This is a genomic window from Streptomyces sp. NPDC045695 (assembly GCF_056432025.1).
This window is the reverse complement of record NZ_JBWKJU010000022.1, coordinates 46,569-71,774: the sequence shown is the minus strand read 5'-3', so window position 1 is coordinate 71,774 and position 25,206 is coordinate 46,569. Positions and strand designations below refer to the sequence as shown.

Genomic DNA, 25,206 nt, shown 5'->3' with positions numbered 1-25,206 from the left:
CGGCCGGGCCCGAAAGGCTTGCGTGGAACAGGGAGATGTGCGTGATACGGATCCATTTCACGGCGGACGATTTCGCCCGGGTACGGTTCGCGCCGCGGCCCTCGCCGGTACCCGAGCTGCACGCTGCCCTGATGATGCTGGGCGCCCCGCATGAGGAACTGCTGTTCGGGCGCTGGCGGAACAGACTGCTGCGGAGCCTGCCGAGCGCGGTCGGACCGCTCGCGGACCTGGTGCCGGACGGGCTGGCCCCCGCCTTCCTCGACGTCCTCGGTGACACGCTGGACGAGGGGGTCGCGCTGATCAGGGCCGCCCGCCCGGAGTCCGTGCGGGCCGGGATCGAGCAGGTGTACGCGCGACGGCCGGTCCCGCCGTGGATCCGTGCCCTGCACGGCGGGAGCGCCGACGCGTGGCGGACACTCGGCCGGGCACAGCGGGCGGCCCACGAGACGGTCATCGCGCCGGTCTGGCCCCTGGTCCAGGACCTGCACCGGACGGAGTTCACCCGCCATGCCCTAGCCGTCGCCGAACACGGCCTCGGCGCCACCCTGACCGACCTGGCGCCGGGGTCACGGCTGCGCGACGGAGTCTGGGAATGGCCCAGGCCGGGCGCCGGGGGTATGCGAGAGATACACCTCGGGGGACGCGGAATGATCCTGCGCCCGACATTCCACTGGCGTCGTGACCCACTCGTTCAGCACCTGCCGGACCGCCCCACGGTGCTCACCTACCCGGCAGGCCGGGGGCTGCCGCTCGTCCCGGAAAGGGGCGGCCGAGCGGGCGAGCCCCTCGCGGGAGTCCTCGGGCGCACCCGGCTCGCGATCCTGCGCTCGTTGGACGAAGCACGTACGACCACAGGACTGGCCCGCCGCATCGGCGTCAGCAACGCCACGGCCTCAGCCCACGCCTCGGCCCTGCGCGCCGCTGGTCTCCTCACCACCCAGCGCACGGGCCGTTCGGTGCACCACGCGCGAACGCCCTTGGCGGAGCTGCTGCTGACCGGCGGCACCGCCGACGGCTGACCCGGGCAGGGTGACGCGCTTGCCGCACGGCCCGCATCAGCGACCACCAGCACGAGGCCACGGCGGCGCGGTTCACGGTCTTCCAGGCCCTGGCCGCCGTCGGGCTCTGGGACGAGTAGGCCGACGACATCGCGTCGAAGGTGGACGCGGGCGCGCAACCTCCAGCGCCATGCTGCTCGCCTACTACGCAGCGGCAATACCACCCCCGGTCACGACGCGGAAAGCCAACACCGAAGCCGCAGCAGCGGCACGCAGGACGTTGCGGATACCCATCGGGGACTCCTTGTGACGACCCCGGGCTGCACTCTCCGCAGCACTGAACGAACGGAGAACGACCTCCCGCTCTTCCGGGTGCGTGGCGCCATGCAATGGTCACCGTCCAGTCCCCCACGGGCACACGTCACACAGCGTCTGCCGCGACCGGCTCACTGCTGTGTCTACCGCTGCGGTTACCTCACCCGCCGTGAGCCGGCCCTTCGCCTCGCGCCGCTACCGCCCTCGCCCCCCGAGCTCTCCGCCTACAGCGCGTGGTCACGCGGGTGTCCCCCACAGCACCGACGTGGCCACGCCGCGGTGCGTCAATGCTGGCAGGACGGCCGGACGCGGAGCAGCTCGGTCCGCAGCACGGGTGTGCCGTCGACCGGTGCCGGGTCCTCCGCGGTCGGTTCGATGCCTCCGGCGGCGACTTTGTCGAGTGTCGTCAGGCCGTCGGCGCCGACCGTGCCGAACACCGTGTAGTTCGGTCGCAGCGCGGAATCGCCGTAAACGACGAAGAACTGGGAACCGTTCGTGTGCGGACCGGCGTTGGCCATCGCCAGCAGGCCGCGCCCGTAGAGGCGGCGCGCGCCGGTCGGATCGGTCGGTGCCGGCGGCAGGTCCACCGGCAGCTCGTCCTTGTACTTGTACCCGGGCCCGCCCTCACCGGTAGCGGTCGGGTCGCCGCACTGCAGGACCTTCAGCGTCGGGTACGCCGTCAGACGGTGGCACACCGTACGGTCGTAGAACCCATGCCGTGCCAGGTGCAGGAAACTCTGGACCGTGCACGGCGCCTTGGCCCGGTCCAAGTGCAGCGGGAGCGGGCCCTGGCTGGTCGGAACAGCCATATCAACCGTGCCGCGACTGGGGGTGCGCCGCGGGTCGGGCGGCAGCGGAACGGGGCGCGCCGGCGGCTCGTCCGGGGTCTGTGTGTACTGGCAAGGGCCGTGCGTGGTGCGCGGCGCAGCGCCGTCGGAAGCGGTGGCGACACTCCCCCCGGACACGACTAACGCCACTGCCGCGAATGTGCTGATCAGTGCCCGTTTCATCTCGCACGTCCTCCCGATGATCGCCAAGTCCTGGAGCGGTCGCAGTCTAGGCGTGGGTTTGGTCAGCGGGAATAGTCACCAACAACCGGCAAACTAGACCGCCGTTTGCGCTGGTGACCGCGGGTTCTTGGCGGCGCTCCACGTCGGGCGGCCTCGTTTCGGGGGAAACGAGGTCGCAAGCGTCGGGCGTACAGCCGGGCGTTTGGCCACACCGCCCACCGGTGTGTGCCGCGCAGTGGGACAAACGGAGAGCGGGCGGGGGCTTACGCCTCTGCGATGACCTCGTCCGCCTGCATGCCCTTCTGCCCCTGCACCGCGACGAACGTGACCTTCTGGCCTTCCTTGAGGCTCTTGAAGCCGTTGCCTTGGATCGCCCTGAAGTGCACGAAGAGGTCAGGGCCGCTCTCTGGGGTGATGAAGCCGAACCCCTTCTCGTCGTTGAACCATTTCACAGTGCCGCTCTGTCGCTCAGACATGTCCACTCCTTCGATCCACGTACACCGGTTGGGCGTAGGGATGCCCAACAGGGTGATCATCCCCGCTGGTGACGACTGACACGGGGACTTGAAGGTTGTTGGCTGGCAATCGGGCGGACCTGGCGCACCGGGGCATAGGCACGCGGGCGCCGCCATGTGCGGCCACGGCCCTTTCAGGCCGGTTGAGGTGAGGTGCCGGCGCGCACTGCTGCGGTGGTCAGCGGCCTTGGCCGCAGGGAACCGGCTACCGGTGGATCATCGGAGAAACGGGTCTTATGGGGTCACGTAGTCAGGCAGCTCGTCTCGCGGCCCACAGACCTTGTCATATGACCAGCGCAAACATGCTTGCCGGAGGCGTGCGAGAGCGGACGGTTCGCCGGCCACCGCGGTATCAGGTCACCGATTCGGCCCAGTACCCGTGACGGACGGGCGCTCCGGGCGGTTGTGGGGTGCGTCGTCCGAGCTGGATCCTCCGCAAACCGTGAGCTCAAGGAGAATTTCAATGTTCCGTATCGCCAAGGCCGTAGCCGTTACCGCCGCCGCCGGTGCCGTCCTGGCAGGCGGGGCCGGCATCGCCGCCGCCGACGCCACCGCCGAGGGCGCCGCCATCGGTTCCCCCGGCGTCCTGTCCGGCAACGTCGTCCAGGTCCCCATCCACATCCCCGTCAACATCTGCGGCAACACCGTCAACATCGTCGGCCTCCTCAACCCCGCCTTCGGCAACACCTGCATCAACGCCAGCGGAAACAACGACGGCCACTACAAGGGCCAGCAGCACGGCGACTACTGACAAACACCAGGCCCTGGACCCGGCACACTTCGCGCCGTCACCCCAGCCCGCCGTGTGAACCAGCCGCAGCGCACAGCCCGGTACCGAAACCGGCCTCCCCTTCCTTACCCAGGGGAGGCCGAAGCGTGCCGGGCTGTGCGCTGCCGTTTCCGCGGTACGAGACGGCTCCGCCGTTTCTATCCGCCGGACGCCCAGGCGGCCGCCGTGTCCGCTGCGACGGGAGATTTTCGGCTGCGCCCCCGGCACCTCCGACCTCCTGGAGTGCCTGCGGCGGGCCGGCCTGGACCTCGACACCGTCCGCCTGGACGACCCGCTGCTCATCGAGTGGCGCGGCGGCGGGCCCGCCGCCTGGAGCCCGGTACAAGGCGAGCAGTGAGCGCAGCAGTGCGGGCCGCCACCCGGTAAGGGTGGCGGCCCGCGCTGCTGCTCCGGTCAGCGGCTCCGGCCGCAGGAACCGGCTAGCGGTGGATCACCGCGCAGGGCTCACCTGGAGTGCCCCCTCGCCTGCGGCAGTCCATGGCTGCGAGCGAGCGCAACGGCACCTCTTGCTTCTGAGGGCCGGCGTGTGTGATGGACTACGCGTTGGGACGCTTGAGGGTTGCGGGTGTGTCCCGTGGGCAGCACGAGAGGTGGGGACTGCGATGGCCAGGGCGGCTGATTCATCACGCGCGGCGGCGGTAGGGGAAGTCGGCGAGCCGGAGCTGCGGCAGCTCCTGGTCGGCCTGACGGCGGTGCGCGACGGCGACTTCGGCACACGGCTGCCTGAGGAGGCCGACGGTCTTCTCGGGGAGATCGCCACGGTCTTCAACGGGATGGTCGACCAGCTGTCGCTGTTCACCTCCGAGGTCACCCGCGTCGCCCGTGAGGTCGGCACCGAGGGGACGCTGGGGGGCCAGGCCGAGGTACCGGGGGTGTCGGGTACGTGGGCGGATCTCACGGACTCCGTGAACGCGATGGCCGGCAACCTCACCACCCAGGTCCGCGACATTGCGCAGGTGGCGACGGCGGTGGCGCGCGGTGACCTCTCGCAGAAGATCGACGTGGCGGCCCGGGGTGAGATCCTGGAGCTGAAGGACACCGTCAACACGATGGTGGACCAGCTGTCCTCGTTCGCGGCCGAGGTCACGCGCGTTGCCCGCGAGGTGGGCAGCGAGGGCCGGCTCGGCGGCCAGGCTGAGGTGCCCGGAGTGGGCGGAGTGTGGCGTGACCTCACCGATTCGGTGAACTTCATGGCCGGCAACCTCACCGACCAGGTCCGCAACATCGCCCAGGTCACCACCGCGGTCGCCAAGGGCGACCTCTCCCAGAAGATCGCCGTCGACGCCCGCGGTGAGATTCTCGAGCTGAAGAACACCATCAACACCATGGTCGACCAGCTGTCCGCGTTCGCGGGCGAGGTGACCCGTATGGCTCGGGAGGTGGGAACGGAGGGCATCCTCGGCGGCCAGGCGGACGTGAAGGGCGTCTCGGGCACCTGGCGGGATCTGACCGACTCGGTGAACTTCATGGCCGGCAACCTGACCTCCCAGGTGCGCTCCATCGCCCAGGTGGCGACCGCCGTGGCGCAGGGCGATCTCTCGCAGAAGGTCCGCGTGGACGCGCGGGGCGAGATCCTGGAACTCAAGACCACGATCAACACGATGGTCGACCAGCTGTCGGCGTTCGCCGACGAGGTCACCCGCGTGGCCCGTGAGGTGGGCACGGACGGCCGGCTCGGCGGGCAGGCGGATGTGAAGGGCGTCTCGGGTACCTGGCGCGGCCTGACCGACTCGGTGAACTTCATGGCTGACAACCTCACCGCCCAGGTCCGCTCCATCGCCGAGGTCACCACCGCTGTCGCCCAGGGCGACCTGACGCAGAAGATCCGGGTGGACGCCCGCGGCGAGATCCTGGAGCTGAAGGAGACCATCAACACGATGGTCGACCAGCTGTCGGCGTTCGCCGACGAGGTGACCCGGGTGGCCCGTGAGGTGGGTACCGAGGGCAATCTGGGGGGTCAGGCCACGGTCCGGGGGGTGTCGGGCACCTGGAAGGACCTGACCGACAACGTCAACGTGATGGCGTCGAACCTGACCGGGCAGGTCAGGTCGATCGCCCAGGTGGCCACCGCGGTCGCGCGGGGTGACCTGTCGCAGAAGATCACGGTGGAGGCGAAGGGCGAGGTCGCCGCGCTGGCGGGTGTGATCAACACGATGGTCGACACGTTGTCGGCGTTCGCCGACGAGGTCACCCGGGTCGCCCGTGAGGTGGGCACCGAAGGGCGGCTGGGCGGTCAGGCCCAGGTGCCGAACGTGGCCGGGACCTGGAAGGACCTCACCGACAACGTCAATTCGATGGCGAACAACCTCACCGGTCAGGTCCGCAACATCGCCCTGGTCACGACGGCGGTTGCCAACGGCGATCTGTCGAAGAAGATCGATGTGGACGCCCGTGGGGAGATCCTGGAGCTGAAGACGACCATCAACACGATGGTCGACCAGCTGTCCTCGTTCGCGGCCGAGGTCACCCGCGTCGCGCGTGAGGTGGGCAGCGAGGGCCGGCTCGGCGGGCAGGCCGAGGTCGAGGGGGTGTCCGGGACCTGGAAGCGGCTGACCGAGAACGTCAACGAGCTGGCCGGCAACCTCACCCGCCAGGTCCGGGCCATCGCCGAGGTCGCCAGCGCGGTCGCCGAGGGCGACCTGACCCGCTCGATCACCGTCGACGCCTCCGGCGAGGTCGCCGAACTCAAGGACAACATCAACTCCATGGTCGGCTCGCTACGCGAGACGACCCGGGCTAACCAGGAGCAGGACTGGCTGAAGTCCAACCTCGCCCAGATCTCCGGCCTGATGCAGGGCCACCGCGATCTCGCCGTCGTCGCCGAACTCGTCATGGACGAACTCACCCCCCTCGTCGACGCCAGTTACGGCGCCTTCTACCTCGGGGAGGAGATCGACGGTCAGGCGGGGCTCACACTGATCGGCTCCTTCGGACGGCCGGCGGAAAGCCCCGCTGCCCTGCGGGTCAGGCACGGAGAGACCCTGGTGGGGCAGGCGGCCCGCAGCCGCCGCATCCTGACCACCGACAACGTACCGGCCGGCTACCTCATCTCCTCAGGCCTGGGACAAGCCACACCCGCCCACCTCATCGTCCTGCCCATCGTCGTCGAGGACCAGGTGCTGGGCGTCATCGAGCTCGCCTCCTTCGCCCCCTTCACGCCCGTGCACCGCGACTTCCTGGGCCGGCTGATGGAGACCATCGGCGTCAACGTCAACACGATCGTCGCCAACGCCCGCACCGACGAGCTCCTCGGCGAGTCCCAGCGGCTCACGGCGGAGCTCCGGGCACGCTCAGAGGAACTCCAGGTCCAGCAGGAGGAACTCCAGCGCTCCAACGCCGAACTGGAGGAGAAGGCAGCCCTCCTGGCCAGCCAGAACAGCGACATCGAAGCCAAGAACCTCGAAATCGAACAGGCCCGGCAGGAACTGGAGGACCGCGCCCAGCAGCTGTCGCTGGCCTCCAAGTACAAGTCCGAGTTCCTCGCGAACATGAGCCACGAACTGCGCACCCCGCTCAACAGCCTCCTCATCCTCGCCCAGCTGCTCGCGCAGAACCCCACCCGCAACCTCACCCCCAAGCAGGTCGAATACGCCGGCATCATCCACTCGGCCGGCTCCGACCTCCTCCAGCTCATCAACGACATCCTCGATCTGTCGAAGGTCGAGGCGGGCAAGATGGACGTCAACCTCGAGCGGGTCTCCCTCAAGCAGCTCCTCACCTACCTCGAAGCCTCCTTCCGGCCGCTGACCAGCGAGAAGGGCCTCGAATTCGACATCACCACCACCCCTGGCGTGCCGGTGGACATCCTCACCGACGACGCCCGTCTCCAGCAGATCCTGCGCAACCTGCTGTCCAACGCCGTGAAGTTCACCGAACACGGCCGCGTCCACTTCAAGATCGAACCGGCGAGAGCGGCTGAACTCCCCGACGAGCTGGCACAGGCCGGATCCGTGGTCGCCTTCCGCGTGATCGACAGCGGTATCGGGATCGCCGAGCAGCAGCTGGAAGCCATCTTCGCCGCGTTCCAGCAGGCCGACGGCACCACCAGCCGCAAGTACGGCGGCACCGGCCTGGGCCTGTCCATCACCCGGGAGATCGCCCGCCTCCTGGGCGGCGCGGTCACCGCCCGCAGCGAGGTCGGCAAGGGCTCCACCTTCACCCTCTACCTCCCCGTCTCGGGACGCGAACTCACCGAAGGGGCAACGGCTGCCCTGGAGAGTGCGGAGCCCGCCGGCTCGGAGCTTGAGCAGTCGGACGGCGCTGCCCAGCCGGCCCTCGAAGAGCGTCATCCCCGGCGCATTCTGGTCATCGAGCAGCGCAGCAACGGTCTCCTCAGCCTCGTCGCCGAAAGCGCGGCCGGGGACCTGACCGCAGGACGAGCAGTCACCGTGCCCGCCGAACGCGCCGAGGTCGTGACCGCCGTCACGGCAGCCGAGGCGGCAGCCGTACTGGCACAGGCACCCTTCCACTGCGTGGTTCTCGAACTCGGATCCGACGGGGAGGGGCTGCGCTTCCTGCAGGCCCTCGCCGGGGACAGCGCGCTTGCCTCCCTGCCGGTCCTCGCCCACGACAACCGGCGTATGACCAGGGAGCAGCAGGCAGAAGTCTCCGAGTGCGCCGCCGCTCTACCGCTGGAAGTGCTCTCCAGCCTCGATGAGCTCCGCGAGCGCATCGCCCTGCATTTGTCGGCAGACCGGCCGGGCGACGTCCCCACCCTCGTGCACGCCGACAGCCACGTCGCCGTCCCCGAACACGCCGTCGTCGACGCCAGCCTCGCCGGCCGGTCGGTCCTCGTCGTCGATGACGACCCGCGCAACCTCTACGCCATCAGCGGGATCCTGGAACTGCACGGGATGCACGTCCTGCACGCCGAGAACGGCCGCAGAGGCATCGAAACCCTCACCGGCACCCCGGGAATCGACCTGATCCTGATGGACGTGATGATGCCGGAGCTGGACGGATACGCGGCAACCACCGAGATCAGGCGCATGCCCGAATACATCGATCTCCCCATCATCTCGGTCACCGCGAAGGCCATGCCCGGCGACCGGGAGAAGAGCCTGGCCTCCGGCGCGAACGACTACGTCACCAAGCCGGTCGACGCCAACGACCTGATCACCCGCCTCCGCCGGTGGCTGCCGGCCCAGAACACCTCAGGCACCGCCTCAGCCTGACCACCCCGGCCACCCTGCGGAGGAATAGCGACAAACACGGTGAACATCACTCCTGACACAAACGAAACAGCCCACACCCATGCCTCTCCCCCCGCGGACGCAGGCACGCAAGCCGTACACGGCGAACCCGGTCCGGCGCGGCGCACCCGACCGGAGACATCCACGAACCGGGAGGCCGGCCGGCTTGCGGCGACCGTGGAGCGCCTGCGCGAGGAGGCTCTGGAGGCCCAGTCCGCGGCCGACGGCCGTGCCCTGGTCGAGCTCGCCAAGGGCATCCTCGTCGGGAGCCTGGGATGCGGGCCGGCCGAGGCGTCGAGGCAGCTCGCCAAACTCGCCGCACAGTCCGGAACCACCCTGCTCGCACTCGCCGTCGACGTCATCAACCAAGCGGCCCGCGATCGCGTCAGCGAGGTGGCGCAGGAGTTCCTCGCCACCGCTGTCGCCGAGCCGACTCCAGGGGCGACGCCGGCCGTCCGGCTGCGGGCAGCGGAAAGCCGCGTCCTGGCGGCGGGTGACACCCCGGCCGTCGCCGCGGCGCTCCTTGACAACGCGCTCGCCCCTCTCGGTGCTCACGGGGTCGCGATCTGGGTCGCGGGAGCCGACTCCTCGCTCACTCTGGCAGGCCAGGCGGGCTTCACGCCGGAGGACGCCGACCGCTGGCGCTACGTCCCACCCGAGGTCGCCACCTGCGCCCGGCTCGCCCTCACCCACCGCGAGCTCTCCGTCGTCACCAGCCTCTCCCAGGCCAGTCTCCCCACCATCGGGCGGCGCCAGCACCCCGACGGCGGCCGCATCGTCGTCCCCGCCGGGACCGGCGGCCGCATCCACGGCGTCCTGGAAATCGGCTGGCCCCAGCCCCTGCCCCCGCAACCCGTACAGATCATCCGCCAGCTCGAAGCGCTGGCCGAACTGTGCGCCCACACCCTCGAAGAACAGTCGCCCCACAGCACCCCGGACGATTCCGGCGCCGCGCACCACGCAGCCTTGGCGGAACTCACTGACCTGGCCGGCCACCTGGACGACACCGTCCTGGTCCTGGTACCCGTTCTCGACGCCCACGGCCGCCTCGCCGACTTCCGCATCCACCACGTCAACGACAGCTTCATCGACCCGGCCGGCCGGCCCCGCTCCATGATCACCGGCCGTCACTTCCTGGACATCTACCCCGCGGCAGCCGAGGACGCGGGGCTCTTCGACAAGCTGGAGAGGACCTACGCCACCGGCGAAGCCTGCCAGGCACTGCGCACCACCCTGACCACCTTCGTCGGAGAGGTACCCTTCACCACCGTCGCCGACGTACGCATCAGCCGACACGCCTCCGCCCTCCTCCTCATCTGGAAGATCGAGGACGAGAAGGCGCGACTGGCCAACCTGCTGCAGCACGCACAGCGCCTCGGCCGGGTCGGCGGCTTCGAACAGAACATGCACAGCGGAGAGATCAGCTGGAACGAGCAGCTGTTCGCCCTGTTCGGGCTGCCGATCACCGCCGCCCCCGTCCCCCTCGAAGACCTCCCCGCCCACGCCCACGCCCACGACGTCAACTCCATCGGGCGCTTCCTGCGCACCCTCCTGCACAGCCAGCGCGAATCCTCCGTGGAGTTCCGCCTCCAACGGCCCGACGGCATCACCCGGCACATCCGCATGGTCGCCGAACCCGTCCTGGACGACCAGGGCCGCCTCTACGCGGTGCGCGGCGCCTGCCAGGACGTCTCCTCCCAGCACTGGACCGAGGTCGCGCTCGCCGCCACCCGCGACCAGCTCGCCGACACCGAAGCAGAATCCGCCGACCGCAGCCGCCTCGCCCTCCAACTGCAACACGCCATCATGCCCCCGGCCCCGGCGCCCCTGGAAGTGCCCGGCATCCGCATCGCGGTGCGCTACCGACCGGCCGAATCGCAATCCCTCGTCGGCGGTGACTGGTACGACTCCGTGGTCCTGCCCAACGGCAAGGTCCTCCTCAGCGTGGGCGATGTCGCCGGCCACGGCATCCAGGCCGCTACCGGCATGGTCGTCCTGCGCAACGCCCTGCGCGGCCTCGCCGTCACCGGCGCCGGCCCGGCGCAACTGCTCGCCTGGCTCAACCAGGTCGCCTTCCACCTCACAAGCCACCTCACCGCCACCGCCGTCTGCGCCCTCTTCGAGCCCAAGACCCGAACCCTGCAGTGGGCGCGCGCCGGCCATCTGCCACCCGTCCTGGTCAGGGGCGCCCACGCCCAGTCGTTCCCCCTCAGCGCCGGGCTGCTGCTCGGAGCCCTGCCCGACGCGACGTTCTCAGAGGAAGAGGTGCAGCTCGAAGCCGACGACATCCTGCTCATGTACACAGACGGACTCGTCGAACGCAGAGACATCGCCGTTACCGACTCCCTCGCTCAGCTGCTCACCGTCGCCTCACGCTCCGCTGACACGCTGGAGAAGCGGCTGGACAGCGTCCTGACGTACAGCGCCTCGGATACCGACGACGACACCTGCCTCATCGGAATCGAGGTCCGCTGACGTCAGATGAATCCGCGAGAGCGGGCCCTGCCCGACCTGCCACGGTCCTCGTGGACGCCCTGGCGGAGCTGGGACTTGCAATCCGCCGGGAGGCTGGATTCCGTATCGGGCTGTGCGCTGCAGTTTGCGCGATGAACGAAACGGCTCCGCCCTCGGGGAGGGGGAGCCGTTTGCCGTATGCGGTTGTGAGGCGTGGGTCAGGCGTGGCTGTGGTGGTGGCGCTTGTTGCCGGTGACCAGGCGGTAGAGGGCGAGGAGGATGACGGATCCGATGATGGCGGCGATCCAGGTGGAGAGGTCGAAGAAGCCGTCGATGGAGTCGACGCCGAAGATGACCTTGCCGAGCCAGCCGCCGAGCAGGCCGCCCGCGATCCCGATGAGCATGGTGATGATGATGCCGCCCGGGTCCTTGCCCGGCATGATCGCCTTCGCGATGAGGCCCGCGAGCAGCCCTATGAGAATCCAGGCCAGAATGCCCATGACGCGTCTCCTACCTCGTTGTCTAAAGCTTGTGTTAGCGATCGTCTGCACCGCGGACGCGTTTTCAAACGTCCCACTCTGCGGATCCGGCGCCCGCGACGGCAGAGAACTGAGACATGCCCTTCGCTCTGGCGCTTTGGGGCAGCCAGTTCTCCCCACCGGGGCCGGGGCTGGGGTGTCGACGGCGTCGGCGAGGTGAGCGAAACGCTCACGGAGCGGAGCGAGGACGGACGGACAACCCGGTGTCGGCTCCCCCTTTTTTCTCGTGCGGATGTGCGAGCCGTCCCCTGCAGGCCCTGGACCGGTCGAGGCGGCCGGCCGCGTTCAGTTCGGTTCGGCGAGGAGGATCCGGTGCGCCCACGACGATGGCGGACGAGATGCGACTGCGCCTCGGATCACGCTGGGAGCTCTCACCGGCGCCGTCCTGACGACAGACCCCTGCGGCGCGTGGCCATGACCGGCCGGCGGGCGTTCCTCCGGCAACCCGCCATGATCGATAGGCGAGTGGACGTACAGGAGCGCACGGCGCACGAGGGCGCGCAGGAGGACCATGGAGCAGGCCGCAGCGCCACACCGGCCGCCCGGGGACGTTCACCGCGGGTGCATCAGGATCAGATGCCTGGGCACACGCGGTCCATGTCCGGAGACCACGCACGTCCCACGAGCGCCCTTTTCCGTCCCGGCACCGCGACGCCGCCGCGCGCAGCGCGGCACGGGCGCCGCGAGGGGTTCGCAAGGCGGCTGCGCCGCCGGATCCTCGCGTACCGCGACATCGAGTTCCTCTCCACCCGTATCCCCGGTGAGAGCGGTCCAGGCCAGGAGTGCCTGCTCCTGGTCCACGTCCGCAAGGTCGTCGGCCAGGTCCACTACCGGCTCTGCACCAGCTGCGCAGAAGGTGTGATCACCGGCGTCGACATCGACGCACACTTCCTGGCCAGCGGACTGCCCCATCGCGCCCTGTCCCACCTGCGATCCCGCCACCCGGGCATCACCTGGCGCAGCACCCTGACCGGGCGCACCACACGGGACCTGCTGCGACGTATGCGCATCCCCACCACCTGCGCAGGCAGCGCGTGTGTACACGCCCCTGCGGTGCCGGAGTCGCTGCAACCGGCCGGCTGAGGAACACCCGCGCACCTCGTGGTCAGTCCCGGCGGAGCTCTTGCGCCGGTGTCTTCTTGCGCCTGGTGAATTTACGCTGGAACCGGCGGCCGGCGCGGTGAGCGGCCCCCGGTCGTCACCCGTGGGCACCTGCCCCTCCCCCTCCGCGCAGGTGCCCACCCCAGCATCGGCCGGCGGCACTATCCCGCGGCTGGGGCCGGGGCCCCAGCCCCGGCCCCGGCCCCAGCCCCAGCCGGGGCACGTGCTCGACGGCCGCGTCCGACGCAGGCGCACGTACCGGATCGGATGCCGGTGGACACCGCGGTCGACGGAGGTGCCGGCGCTGATCTCCGCGACGAGGCCCGGGCTGGACGAGGGTGGTGTCCAGGACGGCGGGGGCCCCAGGCCGAAGAGAACTTCGCGCCGGTCCAGAGGTGTTACGTGGTGAGGGAGCAGAGGAGGATTCGGCCATCGCGGGTTCCGATGAGTAGGCGACCCGGCTGGGAGACGGTGAGTGCGGTGGGTATCGCGGTCACGTTTTTGAGGGTGAGATGGCGGCGCCAGAGCACGGTGCCGTCGTCGAGGTTGAGGGCGACGATCTCGCCGTCGTCGTAGGAGATGAAGGCGGTGGTCGCGTCGGTGTCCAGCGCGGTGGCGCTGCAGTCGGTGCGGAAGACCCACCGCGGTGTTCCGTCCGAAGGTTCGCGGCGTACGACGAACGAGTCACCGGGCTGAGGGTTCTGCCTGAAGACGGTGCCCGCGTGGATCAGGCTCCCGTCTGCGGTCTCCACGCCCGGCCCGCCGGTGTGTTCTTCATCGGGGAGCCAGGAGTAGGGGAACAGGTGCAGCGTGTCCGCCTTCGTCGGCTCGGTCGGTCGGCCTCGTACGGGCTTCAGCTCGGCAGTGGCTACCCATGGAATTCCAGGATGTGAACGACGCGTGCCCTCTTTCTTCACGTAGGACAGGAACCAGGCTCGGCTTGCGTGCCGGATGCGAAAGGGGTGCCTGTGCGCTACGGGCACACCCCGGACCCGGTACCCGGACGGGGCGAGGAGTGGATCGCCGTCCGCCGCACTCGACAGCGATACGTAGCCGGACGGTGCGGCCTGGTCCGCTTCGGCACCGTCCGCCAGGGACAGCCGAACCACAGACTGGGTGCGCCGGTGGTGTCTTTCGGGGCGTAGGAGGCAGACCCAGGCCGAGTTCTCGTCCCGGGCCACGGCGATCTCGCGGCCCCCTTCTTCGTCCGGGACGGCCCATAGCCGTGTTCCCGACGGGAGCCAGCACTCCAACTGCACTCCGCCGAGCGTGGCCAGGAGCCGGCCGTCCGAGAGCTCCTCGACCGCCTGAACGGTGAGACGCGGATCCCAGTCCGGGCCCAGCTCGCTCACCAGCTGGTACGCGGCCGCCCTGCCGTCGGGACGGGGCGCCGGTATCCGGGGGCCGATCAGTTCGTAGGAGGTGATGGACCTGGGCGGCACCGAGGCCCAGTCGGGCCGGATGACCACAGCGGTGTGACCTTGGGTGTGCGCTTCCTTGTCCTGCCAGTCATCGGGCGGGGCGATAAGCAAGCGAAGTCGCTGCTCGTCGAGCCACTCCAGCTCCAGGACCTGGCGCCCAGCCCCATGCTCGAAGCCGGAGAGGGACGTTCCCGTCTGCAGATTGAGCAGGAGCAGGTCACCGGAGAAGAAGTACCCGCCGTCGTACGAGCCGGTTCCGACGGCGAGCAGCGGCAGCGTGGGGTGGAAGGCCAGCGCCTGCACCACGTCGCGGGAGCGGATCAGTGCGCGGCAGGACAGGGTGGCACGGTCGTAAACGCCGACCGTCGGGTGCTGGGAGAAGCCGTGCGTACCTGCCACAGCGAGCAGACCCCTCGGGCCGTCAGCCACAGCAAGGGCGGGGTGGCCGATCTCGGCAAAGGATCGGGCGCCCAGAATCCGGTCGACAGAGAACGAGTGGGTCATGGGGGCGATGTTCGCACCCTCTGGAGAGGTGGAGACCATTACAGGCAGCAGCCGCCGTGTGAGCGCTGCTCCGGCAGCCTGGACGCACGCTCGACGCGGACCACTCACCCCCGTGCCACCCACACACCCCTTCACACTCGGTGCGGGCAGTACCCCGAATCCGGAGCGCTCGGGTCCACCTGACGCACGGGCGAAACCGCGTCCTGGGCAGGCAGGTTGCCGAGGGCATGAACGACGAGAACGTGATCACGATCGAGATTCGAGATCAGGGGCAACAAACCGGCCGCCGTCGAAGCGGAGCAGCGGATCTCCGAGCTGTTCCTCGCCAGCGGGCCGTGCCGGCTGCGCCGCAACCCGAGCGAGGCGGAGGTGCAGGTCTGGTGTACGCGGACGTCAGCCGGAACCCCGAGGGCGGCTATCTCGCTCCTGATCCGGCGGGGGAAAGCCTCACATCGGTGAGGCTGCGCGGGGACCGAACTGAGGTCCTCCTCATCCAGGAGCGCACCAAGACGGCCCTCCGCGTACCGTGTGCTCAATTTCAGGAGCATCCGTGCGATATCGCGTGCGGACTCTTGCGGATCGACGTCGAGGCGGGCTTCGGCTGCGCGCAGCGCATCAGCCACTCGGTACGCGTGCTCGCGCATCGCCTGTCGCCGACGCCATGACGATGCTCCTGTCGTGCCGCGCATCACCCGGGCAGCCAGGGTCCACTGAACAGATCTCCAGACGATTCCTGTGCAGTGCCGGTCGCGGACACGAGGTGCGCGGACGGTCTCGGCGCAGGCGTGGATGGCGAGCGCCCCATGATGCCCCTCCCCCGGTACGACGGTGCCCCGCCCGGGCGTGGTCGCGCACGCCCAGGGTGGCGGGCCGGCTGCTGAGGGCCGCGAGATGGCGCTCCGGAGCCGGATTGACCCTCGACCTTGTGCAGGGCCCAGAGTGCCGGGTGTGGAGAACGACATGCGCAGCATCGGAGAGATGGCCCGAGACAGCGGTCTGGGCGTGAGTGCCCTGCGGTTCTACGACCGTGCCGGTGTGCTGGTCCCGGCGTGGGTGGATCCGGTGAGCGGATACCGCTGGTACGAACCCGAGCAGCTCGAAGAGGCCCGGGTGCTGGCCCGCTTGCGCGGGGCCGGGATGCCGCTGGCGGACATCCGGCTGGTGCTGGCCAGCTGGTCCGGTGCGGACACCGGCCTGGTCCGCAAGCTCCTGACGGCGCACCTGCGCCGCCTCGAACAAGGGCTGTCCGATGCCCGCAGCGAGTTCTCCGCGCTCCAAGCACTACTCGCTCACAGGGAGAACATCATGGCTTCGCTCCGCATCACCACCGTGCGGCTGTCCGTCGCCGCGCCCGAGCTGGCGGCCGCGCTGGACGCGGTCCGTTTCGCGGCGAGCACTGATCCGGAACTGCCCGTGCTGGGCGGGGTCCTGTTCGACATCGAGGGGGAGAGCCTCCATGTCGTGGCCACCGACCGGTACCGCATGGCTGTCGCGCGGGCCCACGTCGCCGGACACGACGGGAGCCGAGTGCAGGTCATCGTGCCCGCCCCGCTCGTCGACGCGATGCGGGCGCTGTCGGACGGCGAGGGACCGGTGCGGCTGTGCGTCGACGGTGGCCGCGTGACGCTGGAGGCCGGGGACAGGCAGGCGGCCGGCCAGTGCCTTGACCACGGCTTCCCCGACTACCGTCGTCTCCTGCCGGCGGCCGGCGGACGCCGCGCCCTTGTCGAGGTGACGGCCTTCCGCAAGGCCCTGGAGAGCGGTCCTGTCCGTGCCGGCGAGAGGGGAGCGCCCGACCTCAGCGTGCTCAAGGTGGAGGACGGCGGCAGGGTGACCCTCTGCGCGGACAGCGACGACGACCCGAGGCGCGTCGCGGTCAACCGTGAGTTCCTTGTGCACGCGCTGGCCGCCGGAGGCCGGGACCGACTGTTTGTTGAGCTCGGGGCCCCCACGGCGCCGCTCGCGATCCGCCGGCCCGACGACGAGGACACTTTCTCGATCCTGATGCCGGTCCGCCTGGAGGACTGACGGTACGTTCGCGCTGGGCCCCGGACGGCAACCAGAACGATGTCGTCGGGATTCCTCATCGCAGAGGGTCGTCGGGAACAGGTCACAGGAAGTGCCCGCTGGCCAGGTAGGGCTCGGGGACGGTCATGTCGCGCACGGCGACGTAGCCCTCTTGGACGATGTCGAGGCCGGCCGCCAGGCCGACGTCCATCGCCCATTCGTTGGCCGCGGTGATCGAGGGGACGAAGGCTTCCTGCGGGCAGGAGGCCAGGGCCTCCCACAGCAGGGCCTGGGCCGTGTCGGGACGGGCGGCGGCCAGCAGTGCCACGTGGCCCCGCTCGTCGAGGTAGGCGTATCCGGGCCGGTGAGGGGAGCGGGACACGATCAGCCGCAGGGTGGACAGCATGAACGTGTGGTCGGGTCCGTGGCCCGCGCCGCGCAGGTTCGCATCGAGGCGGTCCATCCAGCCGAAGTCGCCGCTGTCGCCCTCGTCCAGGCCGGTGACCGCGGCGAGCGCGGACCGGTTGACGGGGCCGGTCATCCGCACCTGGGAGTGGAGTGAGAACCCGGCCAGCCGGTAGCGGCGGGTCGCGGCGGGGTGGACGCTGGAGATGAACAGGCCCGGGCGGTCCCCGGCGTGCGTGAGCGCGGCGTCCATCAGGCCCTTGCCGACGCCTCGTCCTTGCCGGCCGGGCAGTACGCCGTAGGTCGCCAAGTACCAGAGGCGGCCGCGGTTTTGCGAGACCGCGAAGCCCACGACCTCCTCCTCGCCCTCGTGCTCGTCCACTGCCACCCAGCAGCCTTGGGGGTCCACGGTGAGGAAGAAGGCCATCCGGTCGATCCACTGGGCGCAGGCCTTGGCCGAGCGGGGCTGCGCCGGCGGTTCGACGGCTCGCCTGTTGAGCTCCTCGGCCTTCAGGAACGTCGCCTTGGAGGCGCGTTCCGCGCGGGGAAGGTCGTCTGGCCTCATCGGTCTGATCTGCATGTGCGCTCCTGGATTCCTGAACGTTGCGGCTCCGCACGTCCTACCTGAGAGGGCGGTTCGTGAGTTGATGCCCATTTCCGGGTGAGGCTGGGCAGGCTGCCGTGCCTGAATTCCTCACTTGGCCAGTTGAGCGGGGGCAGCGGCTGCTCCAGCGGTTCCTGACCGACGGTGTGATCACTTGGCGCTGGGCGACGGGATCGCCTTGTCGGTGGTGCGGCATAGGGTGCACCCGACGATCACTGTCTTATGGGTGGAGGGCGAAGACATGCGCGACGGGATTCGGTGGCTGGTCGATCTGGAGCACTGGATGTCCAGCGTGGTGTTCGTACGAGGGATATCCGCGCAGCAACTGGCGGTGCGCATGGGAGGCGACCGGGACGGCGCGACCGAGCCGATCACCGACGCCGAAGCCTGGGACCTCGGTGAGTGGTACCGACCGGGCGCGGAAGGCGACGGTGTCGTACGCGTCGGAGAGCAGGAGGGTTGGGCATTCGCTCTGGAGTACGGGGACTCGACCGGCGGGGAGCGTTTGGCAGAGATCTCCCGGAGGGGCGTCGAAGCCGTCCACTACGTGCCGATGCAAGAGCACCCGCCGGCAACGGTCTTCTACGCTCGGGACGGCGTGGAACTGTGTGGCTTCGGGCTAGGCGAGGAAGTGTGGCGATGGGGCCGGGAGCCTGACCTGCTGCTTCCCGACCTCGTTAGTGGGCACGTGCTGCAGCCCGATGGGAGAACGCTCATCGCCCCCGAAGGTGAGCGCTACACGGATACCTATCGGCGCACCCTCGGCGTCATCGAGCAGCGGTTCGGCCTCTCGCTCTCCCCGGCCTACCTGAAGGAATCCCGCCTGCCGGCGTATGCAGTTCGCGGCACCCCAGACATGCACGTCTGAGCGATCGCAGGGGTCGCCAACTCATCTGCTCACACTCGTCAACTGAAAGCACAGCTGCTGGCCGTGCTGCTCGGTCGGCTACTGCTTCCTGGTGAAGCTGCCGGTGCCGGCTTCGGTGAGGATGCCGAGCTTGACCAGGCGTTTCAGCTTGGCTCGGGTGCCTTCGATGTTGTTCGGCAGCAGTTCGTGGTCGAGGGCATCGCAGACGTCCCGGGCCCGCAGCGGTCCGGTTGCGTCGTTGAAGACGGCGAGGATGCGGGGGTAGTCCGGGTGCTCGGGCAGGTCCGGCAGGGCGGCCGGGAGCCGGTCGGCCAGGCCGGTGACGGTCTTGGGCGGGGCGGTAGGACTCGGTGCCGGTCATGGTGATCGTGCTGTTGAGGGTGGGCCGGTCGACGGGTGACGGGGTGACGGTGTGCCGGGGTGACTGTCCGCTGTCGCTGAACCCCGGGTTGATCGCAGTCCCTGGTGGACCTGCGACCTGAACTGGTCGGACAGCTCCGTTGTTAGGGTCCGGTCCTGTGACTCTTTCAAATCCCGCAGTCAAAAAGCGGTTTCTCGTCCTGCACGACTATGGGATGGGCGGTTCATGGTGGTGGGTCCACGCGCGGTCGGCCCGGGAGATCCTGGAAACGTTCGCATGGACCGAGGTGGTCACCAGGCAGGAGTCGGTGACCTGGGCCGAGGGCGGCAAGATCGAAGAAGTCGACATCGATGCGCCACTCATGCCTCCAGGTCTGGACGACCTGCGGGCCGAACGCGACCTGCAGCGCGGGCTTGCGGGCTTCGGCGCACTCGCGGACAGAACCATCGTGTACGTGCGCCGTCACTGGGACGGCGAGGACGACGGCGGCCCGGTCTACCTCATGGAGGTGGGATCGGACGGGCGCCGGACCCGCGAAGTGGAGCTGGCTGAGGACGGGAGCGGCCGCATCAGGAGCGGACCTGACGACTGGCCCTTCAACCCGCCGGTCGTCGACTTCTTCGACCCGGAGCTGGCAGGCCAGGAGATCACCCGGGAAGAGTTCGAGGAGCAGTGGGAAGGGGCCGTACCCGCTTGTGGCCTGTAGCCGGCCACGGAACGTGATCCTGCTTCGATGGCAAACGGTCCACGTCGGGTGACGGAGAACGGTGGGGGCGTGGCGGTGTGGCCGCCGCCCCGGGCCGCACACCGCCCGCTCCGTCCGCAAGGGGCGCCCGGTGCCCGCCCGTGTCCGGCGGCCTGCCGGGCGGCGTCCGGGCGCAGCGGTAGGGCTTTGCCGGCCGCGCGCACCCGGCTGTCCGTGTCGTGGCGGCCGAGGGACGAGGAGCTGCGGGGGCGGGTCTGGGGAGGGGCGGTGATCGCGCCGACGATCGTCTCCGTGGTGTCCCGTCTTCTGGTCCTCTCCGGAACGGGGCAGCCTTGGAGGCGCCGGTGCCGCATGGGGCAGGCCATGGTGTGGGCGTACTGCCGAATGTGCTCAGGCGGGGGGAGGTGAACCTCAGTTGAGGTCAGTCGTGGACGCGAGGAAGGATGTGACCGCGGGGTTGAAGAGTGCCGTGCTCTCGAGGTTGATCATGTGGGCTGCCGAGGCGAACCGTTGGTGCCTGGCATGGGGAACGGTGTGGGCGATGGCCTGAGCGTTTGACGAGATGTCACTGCTGTCGAGTTCTCCGTCGAGAACCAGGGTGGGCACGCCGATGGAGGCCAGCCGGTCCGCTGCACCGATTTCTCGTGGTATCCCGGCGCCGAGCCCGCGGGCGTGGCGCATGACGTTGGCGGTCGCCGACGCATGCATCCGCTCGCGCAGTGTGCGGCTGACCTGGGACGGTTCACGGTACGGCCCGTCGACCCACATCCGGAGAAAGTGCTCCACGAACCGCTCCGCTCCCCCGTCCCGGTCGCCTATCGCGGCCATCTGCTGTGCGGCGTGGTGCGTGAGGTACGGGTCGGCGAAGGGCCGCCCGCTCACCCCGGGCGAGGCAAGGATCAGTGCCGACACGGACTTGGGACGGGCTATTGCCGCATCGAGGGCGGTCCGCGCCCCGAGGGAAAGCCCTAGGAGCGTGGCGCGCGGGACATCGAGGTGGGTGAGCAGAGCGTGCAGATCGTCATGGTGGGCGTAGTTCCCAGCCACGGTGGAGGAACGCCCGTGGCCGCGGGCGTCATAGCGGATGACGCGGTACCCCAGGCCCGCGAGCCAGGAGAACTGCTCGTCCCACATGGTCAGGTCGAGCATGCCGCCGTGGAGCAGGACGACCGGGGGGCCTTCGCCGGCCGACTCGCAAAACAGCTCGCCCGCCTCGACCGGTACGGTGGCGGCCGTGACCGTGTGTGTCCGCGCGTGCGTCATCGTGGGTCGTCTCCTCGATCCGCGGGGTGTGGCGGGGCATCCTGCGCGAGGTCCCGAAACTCCTCTGCGAGGCGGCGCAGTACGCGCAGAGCCGTCGTGACGTCACCGGAGCTGAGATCGGACAGCCGCCGCCGCAGTTCGGTTTCCTCGGTTTCCTGGATGCTCCTGATGGTGGCTTCCCCTTTCGGGGTGAGCCGGATCAGGCGCGAGCGCCGGTGCTCCGGGTTGGGCGCGCTCTCGGTCAGCCCCAGGGCTGTCGCATCGTTGACCAGACGCTGGACCGGCTGGCGGTCCAGGCCCAGCAGGCGGGCCAGCTGAGGAACCGTTCGGGGGCCGCCCCTGCGCAGTTCGTCCATCACCGCATGCTGACCAGCCGTCATTCCCGTGCCCGACAGCTCCCGCTCCACGGCACGGACGACCGTGCGGTGCAGCGGCCACAGACCGCGGATCACTTCGTACAGCGCAGGCCCCGGCGGGGGTTCATGCTTCGCACGCTCATCGACACTCACGATGTCATCATGACACCTTCAGTGTCTATATGGCCGCCGGTTCAAGCGGTTGAGCCTGCACACCACCCCACGTACGCGACGGGGCATGTCGTCGTACGCCGACACGCCTTGCCGGGCCCCCCGGCGGGCCGCAGGCGCCATCGCGTGACAGCGGGCAGCGGGCAGCGTCCTGAGGATGACGGAACCGCGGTGGACAAGCTCCGCAGCCCATCGCTGCGCCGCGCCCATCCCGCGCCGTGGATCCGCTGGCACGGAGCGCTGCGCGCCGGACTCCCGGCAGTGTCGCCCGGACTCCCAGGTGTCGCCCGCCTGCAGCTGCCCCTCCGGTCGGCCCGATCCGCCATCCGGTACGCGCTGGCCCCGGTCACCGATGCGGCAGTGATCACCCACGGCCGACGGTCGCGCTCTGGTACGGCCGACGGTCGCGCTCTGGTACGCAGGGTCGATCCCGCAGCCGGAGGAGGCTTTGAAGGCAGCAGACCAGCCGGAACGCGGTTCTGCCTGCCGGCACCTCGGTCAGGCGATGGATCTCGCCTACGCCCTTCACCCTGAATCTGGTGAGGCCTACAGCGAGGCGGTCAAGGCCGTGGAATGCGCCCTGCACGCGGTGCCCGCCGCGCGAGATGAGCGTCCCAAGCCGCCTGGCCGCACGTACCAGCAGACGCCGGCGTCGCCGTACCGCAGTTCGCAGATCCGGCCGAGGGCACCGTGCGCGGCCCCACGGCGCTCCCTGTCGTTCCTCAAGGGCAACCCATGCGGATCCCGGCGGTATACGCGCGCACGGAGCGCGCGATCGCCGGCCGGCATCACAGGGACCTCGGCCGCGTCGTCGTCCTGGCCGTCGGGGTCAAGCGGCAGCGACGCCGTCGTACGAGAGGGCACCGGCGCCGCCTTGGGCCGCGCGGCGTTCGGCTAAAGCAACTGCATGGGCCCTCACCGGCCCCCGGCAGCGGCACCGGCCCCGGGTTGATGGAACGCGCCACCCGGCAGGTCCTCGGTCCCGGCGCAGGCGACGTGGTGGCCAGGCTCGTTGACCGGACCGAGGACGGGACGGACGAGGGCGGGACGGACGAGGACGGGACGGACGAGGACGGGACACAGAGCGTCGTGGCGGCGCTGGCGGGGCAGGCCCGCGAGGGCGGGCCGGCTAGTGATCTTGGGCGGCCGGCCCTCGTTCGGTCGACGGCGCGGGCGGCGCCTGGCTCGTTGTGCGGGCTCGTTGTGCGGATGTGGACGACGGACGCAGGGTCCCGGACCGGTGGCCATAGGGGGCGGGGCAGCACCGTCGCGCGCTGCGGTTGCGTACCGAGTCCGCCCTCGCCCGGCGCCTGGGGGTGATGACGAGGCCGTTGGTGTGGCCCGGCCTGGTGGGCTCCGGCGGGCCCAGGCGGTGCGACGGCTGGTGCCGACTCGTAGGCTGCCGCCATGACCGAGATCCAGAACCCGACGCCCCGCGACGCCTTCGAGCTGCTCATGGCCGGTAACCAGCGCTTCGTCTCGGGCACCCCCGAGCACCCGAACCAGGACGCCATACGCCGCACCGAGATCGCACCGTCCCAGCAGCCCTTCGCCGTGCTGTTCGGGTGCTCCGACTCCCGGCTGGCCGCGGAGATCATCTTCGACCGCGGCCTGGGCGACCTGTTCGTGGTGCGCACCGCGGGGCATGTCGCCGGTGCAGAGGTCCTCGGTTCCGTCGAGTACGGCGTGAGCGTGCTCGACGCCCCGCTCGTCGTCGTGCTCGGCCACGACTCGTGCGGGGCCATCGCAGCCGCCCGTGCCGCAGCCGACGGTGGCAAGGTGCCCGCCGGCTTCGTCCGTGATGTTGTCGAACGGGTGACTCCGAGCGTGCTGGCAGCCCGCGCCGCCGGACGCGACCAGGCCGACGAGATCCTGGCCGAGCACATCGAGCACACGGTGGACCTGCTCCTCGAACGCTCCCGCGTCCTGGCTGAGCGGGTGGCCGACGGCCGCCTGGGGGTGGTGGGGCTGTCCTACCGGCTGGCCGACGGCAGTGCACAGCTCGTCGCTTCTCGCGGTCTCGGTGCGGGGGTCCCTGCCGCGTCCTGACCCTCCCGGCCGTGGCTGCCCCTACGTAATGTGCGGCGGTCGCAGGGGCCCGTATACGGGGAGGGATACGGGAAGGGGGAAACCCGCCGGGTTCAGCGCTCGATCAGCCCCGGAGGGCATCGCCCGATGGCTCACGGAGCCGACCGCGCACCCGGCACCGCCCCCCGCGCCGACCTGGCGCGGGCCGCGGGCCGCGAGGTGCGGGCCGCGGGCCGCGAGGTGCGGGCCGCGGGCCGCGAGGTGCGGGCCGCCGGCTGCGAGGTGCGGGCCGCCGGCTGCGAGGTGCGGGCCGCGAGGTGCGAGGTGCGGGCCGCGAGGTGCGGGCCGCGGGCCGCGAGGTGCGGGCCGCCGGCTGCGAGGTGCGAGGTGTGGGCTGCGAGGTGCGAGGTGTGGGCTGCGGGCTGCGGGCTGCGAGGTGTGGCGGGGAAGGGCAACGGTCCACCGGCGACGGGCGGCGCGAGCTGTGCCCGGCCTGCCGGACCGACGCAAGCTCAGCCGAATCCGCCACGCATCCTTACGGCTCCCCCATCCGGGAGCCGTAAGGGCATGGCGTCGGCGCTGGTCACACGGTGGTGCGGGGTCCCGCGGCGCGGCGGAGCCGGTTGGCGATCGCCAGTCCCAGCCCCTCCTGCGCCGGCAGTGACGCGACGATGAGGTCGCACCCTTGCTGGTCGAGCTCGCGCAGGAAGCCGTACAGTCCGCGCGCGTAGGCGGCCATCGAACCGGGGACCGTCACCACCGCGTGCGCCTTCACCTCAGCGCCGGCGAAGGCGGCCGGAAGGAAGACGCCGACCCGGTGCCCCAGTTCCTGCGCCAGCTCGGCCTCGGCGACGACCTTCTCCGGCTCGACCAGGACGACCCGAGCACGCGGCGCATAGTGCGACGGATGCTGGCCCGGCACCCGGATGTTGCTGGCCGCAGGGACCGCGAGCGGGCATCCCAGCACCGCTTCGAGGTCCTCGCGCGTCACCCCGCCGGGCCGCAGGATGGCCGGGATCTCCCCGGTGGCGTCGACGATGGTCGACTCGACACCGACCTCACAGGGGCCGCCGTCCAGCACGAAGTCGACGGCGTCGCCGAGCTCGGCACGGACGTCGTCCGCGGTCGTGGGGCTCACCGAGCCGAAGCGGTTGGCGGACGGGGCCGTGACACCGCCGCCGAAGACCGACAGCAGCGCGAGTGCGGCGGGGTGGTCGGGCACGCGCACGGCCACCGTATCCAAGCCACCGGTCGCTTCAAGGGGCACCCGGCGGCCGCGCCGCAGGACCAGCGTGAGGGGCCCCGGCCAGAAGCGTTCGGCCAGTAGGCGGGCCGTCGCGGGTACCTCCTGGACCCAGTCGTCCAGGTGCTCGGCGCCGCTGATGTGGACGATCAGAGGGTGGGAAGCCGGGCGCCCCTTGACCTGGAAGATACGCGAGACGGCGGCGGGGTCCTCGGCGTTCGCGCCCAGTCCGTAGACGGTCTCGGTCGGCAGAGCCACCAGGCCCCCGGCGCGCAGCACACCAGCCGCCTTGTCGATGTCACTGGTTTTTACCCTCACCCTCGCCATCCTAGGGGTCTCAAGGACCGGCGACAGC

Annotated in this window: 19 protein-coding genes and 1 pseudogene; 10 read left to right on the top strand and 10 right to left on the bottom strand. The window is 70.1% G+C overall.

Annotated features, from left to right (window positions below; all coding sequences use genetic code 11):
• The first annotated feature begins 41 nt into the window (after nt 1-41).
• On the top strand, nt 42-1,019 hold the full coding sequence (locus AC07DU_RS28800) for an ArsR/SmtB family transcription factor (RefSeq protein ID WP_479114582.1): 978 nt from the start codon (nt 42-44) through the stop codon (nt 1,017-1,019).
• A 578-nt stretch (nt 1,020-1,597) separates the two neighbouring features.
• Here the strand turns inward: AC07DU_RS28800 and AC07DU_RS28795 are convergent.
• Nucleotides 1,598-2,122: a peptidylprolyl isomerase gene (locus AC07DU_RS28795; RefSeq protein WP_479114580.1), complete on the bottom strand. Its 525-nt coding sequence runs from the start codon at nt 2,120-2,122 to the stop codon at nt 1,598-1,600.
• 464 nt (nt 2,123-2,586) lie between these two features.
• Complete coding sequence (locus tag AC07DU_RS28790) at nt 2,587-2,799, bottom strand: cold-shock protein (protein ID WP_360897542.1); 213 nt, start codon at nt 2,797-2,799, stop codon at nt 2,587-2,589.
• A gap of 502 nt (nt 2,800-3,301) precedes the next feature.
• Here AC07DU_RS28790 and AC07DU_RS28785 point away from each other — a divergent pair.
• The 3 genes from AC07DU_RS28785 (at nt 3,302) to AC07DU_RS28775 (ending at nt 11,295) form a co-directional block, all read left to right on the top strand.
• Entirely contained in the window at nt 3,302-3,589 is a 288-nt protein-coding gene (locus AC07DU_RS28785; RefSeq protein ID WP_479114578.1) for a chaplin, read from the top strand.
• 641 nt (nt 3,590-4,230) lie between these two features.
• Nucleotides 4,231-8,802 carry a HAMP domain-containing protein gene (locus AC07DU_RS28780; protein WP_479039385.1) on the top strand — a complete coding sequence of 1,524 codons (4,572 nt, stop codon included), beginning with the start codon at nt 4,231-4,233 and terminating at the stop codon, nt 8,800-8,802.
• A gap of 39 nt (nt 8,803-8,841) precedes the next feature.
• Nucleotides 8,842-11,295, top strand: coding sequence for a SpoIIE family protein phosphatase (locus AC07DU_RS28775; RefSeq protein WP_479039387.1), 2,454 nt, complete (start codon nt 8,842-8,844; stop codon nt 11,293-11,295).
• A gap of 197 nt (nt 11,296-11,492) precedes the next feature.
• Here AC07DU_RS28775 and AC07DU_RS28770 read toward each other — a convergent pair whose 3' ends face one another.
• Nucleotides 11,493-11,774 carry a GlsB/YeaQ/YmgE family stress response membrane protein gene (locus tag AC07DU_RS28770; RefSeq protein ID WP_360897566.1) on the bottom strand — a complete coding sequence of 94 codons (282 nt, stop codon included), beginning with the start codon at nt 11,772-11,774 and terminating at the stop codon, nt 11,493-11,495.
• Nucleotides 11,775-12,410: 636 nt separating this feature from the next.
• Between AC07DU_RS28770 and AC07DU_RS28765 the strand changes: the two genes are divergently transcribed.
• Complete coding sequence (locus tag AC07DU_RS28765; RefSeq protein ID WP_479114576.1) at nt 12,411-12,896, top strand: hypothetical protein; 486 nt, start codon at nt 12,411-12,413, stop codon at nt 12,894-12,896.
• Between the two features lie 416 nt (nt 12,897-13,312).
• Here AC07DU_RS28765 and AC07DU_RS28760 read toward each other — a convergent pair whose 3' ends face one another.
• Nucleotides 13,313-14,734: a PQQ-binding-like beta-propeller repeat protein gene (locus AC07DU_RS28760; protein ID WP_479114574.1), complete on the bottom strand. Its 1,422-nt coding sequence runs from the start codon at nt 14,732-14,734 to the stop codon at nt 13,313-13,315.
• Nucleotides 14,735-15,066: 332 nt separating this feature from the next.
• Between AC07DU_RS28760 and AC07DU_RS28755 the strand changes: the two genes are divergently transcribed.
• Nucleotides 15,067-15,504, top strand: a complete 438-nt coding sequence (locus tag AC07DU_RS28755; RefSeq protein WP_479114572.1) for a hypothetical protein — start codon at nt 15,067-15,069, stop codon at nt 15,502-15,504.
• A gap of 295 nt (nt 15,505-15,799) precedes the next feature.
• Nucleotides 15,800-16,867, top strand: coding sequence for a DNA polymerase III subunit beta family protein (locus tag AC07DU_RS28750; RefSeq protein WP_479037436.1), 1,068 nt, complete (start codon nt 15,800-15,802; stop codon nt 16,865-16,867).
• 82 nt (nt 16,868-16,949) lie between these two features.
• Here the strand turns inward: AC07DU_RS28750 and AC07DU_RS28745 are convergent, their stop codons facing one another.
• Nucleotides 16,950-17,831, bottom strand: coding sequence for a GNAT family N-acetyltransferase (locus AC07DU_RS28745; RefSeq protein WP_479114570.1), 882 nt, complete (start codon nt 17,829-17,831; stop codon nt 16,950-16,952).
• Between the two features lie 178 nt (nt 17,832-18,009).
• Between AC07DU_RS28745 and AC07DU_RS28740 the strand changes: the two genes are divergently transcribed.
• A complete protein-coding gene (locus tag AC07DU_RS28740) occupies nt 18,010-18,723 on the top strand; it encodes a DUF6461 domain-containing protein (protein ID WP_479037442.1) in 714 nt (237 codons plus the stop codon).
• A 78-nt stretch (nt 18,724-18,801) separates the two neighbouring features.
• On the opposite strand, the pseudogene AC07DU_RS28735 reads toward AC07DU_RS28740, so the two are convergent.
• Nucleotides 18,802-19,050: pseudogene (locus AC07DU_RS28735) on the bottom strand (hypothetical protein); the annotation flags it as partial.
• A 248-nt stretch (nt 19,051-19,298) separates the two neighbouring features.
• On the opposite strand from AC07DU_RS28735, the gene AC07DU_RS28730 reads away from it, so the two are divergent.
• A complete protein-coding gene (locus AC07DU_RS28730) occupies nt 19,299-19,790 on the top strand; it encodes a hypothetical protein (protein ID WP_479114568.1) in 492 nt (163 codons plus the stop codon).
• A gap of 411 nt (nt 19,791-20,201) precedes the next feature.
• Here AC07DU_RS28730 and AC07DU_RS28725 read toward each other — a convergent pair whose 3' ends face one another.
• Nucleotides 20,202-21,053 (bottom strand): alpha/beta fold hydrolase, encoded by an 852-nt coding sequence (locus tag AC07DU_RS28725; RefSeq protein ID WP_479114566.1) that lies wholly within the window; start codon nt 21,051-21,053, stop codon nt 20,202-20,204.
• Nucleotides 21,050-21,562, bottom strand: a complete 513-nt coding sequence (locus AC07DU_RS28720; RefSeq protein ID WP_479114564.1) for a MarR family winged helix-turn-helix transcriptional regulator — start codon at nt 21,560-21,562, stop codon at nt 21,050-21,052. The genes AC07DU_RS28725 and AC07DU_RS28720 overlap by 4 nt, the downstream gene beginning before the upstream one ends.
• 1,425 nt (nt 21,563-22,987) lie before the next feature.
• Here AC07DU_RS28720 and AC07DU_RS28715 point away from each other — a divergent pair.
• The gene (locus AC07DU_RS28715) at nt 22,988-23,629 is read left to right on the top strand and encodes a carbonic anhydrase (RefSeq protein WP_453372914.1); all 642 of its coding nucleotides are present in this window, start codon (nt 22,988-22,990) and stop codon (nt 23,627-23,629) included.
• A gap of 131 nt (nt 23,630-23,760) precedes the next feature.
• Here AC07DU_RS28715 and AC07DU_RS28710 read toward each other — a convergent pair whose 3' ends face one another.
• On the bottom strand, nt 23,761-24,063 hold the full coding sequence (locus AC07DU_RS28710) for a hypothetical protein (RefSeq protein WP_479114562.1): 303 nt from the start codon (nt 24,061-24,063) through the stop codon (nt 23,761-23,763).
• A 128-nt stretch (nt 24,064-24,191) separates the two neighbouring features.
• The gene (locus tag AC07DU_RS28705) at nt 24,192-25,178 is read right to left on the bottom strand and encodes an L-threonylcarbamoyladenylate synthase (RefSeq protein WP_479114560.1); all 987 of its coding nucleotides are present in this window, start codon (nt 25,176-25,178) and stop codon (nt 24,192-24,194) included.
• Between the last annotated feature and the right edge of the window lie 28 nt (nt 25,179-25,206).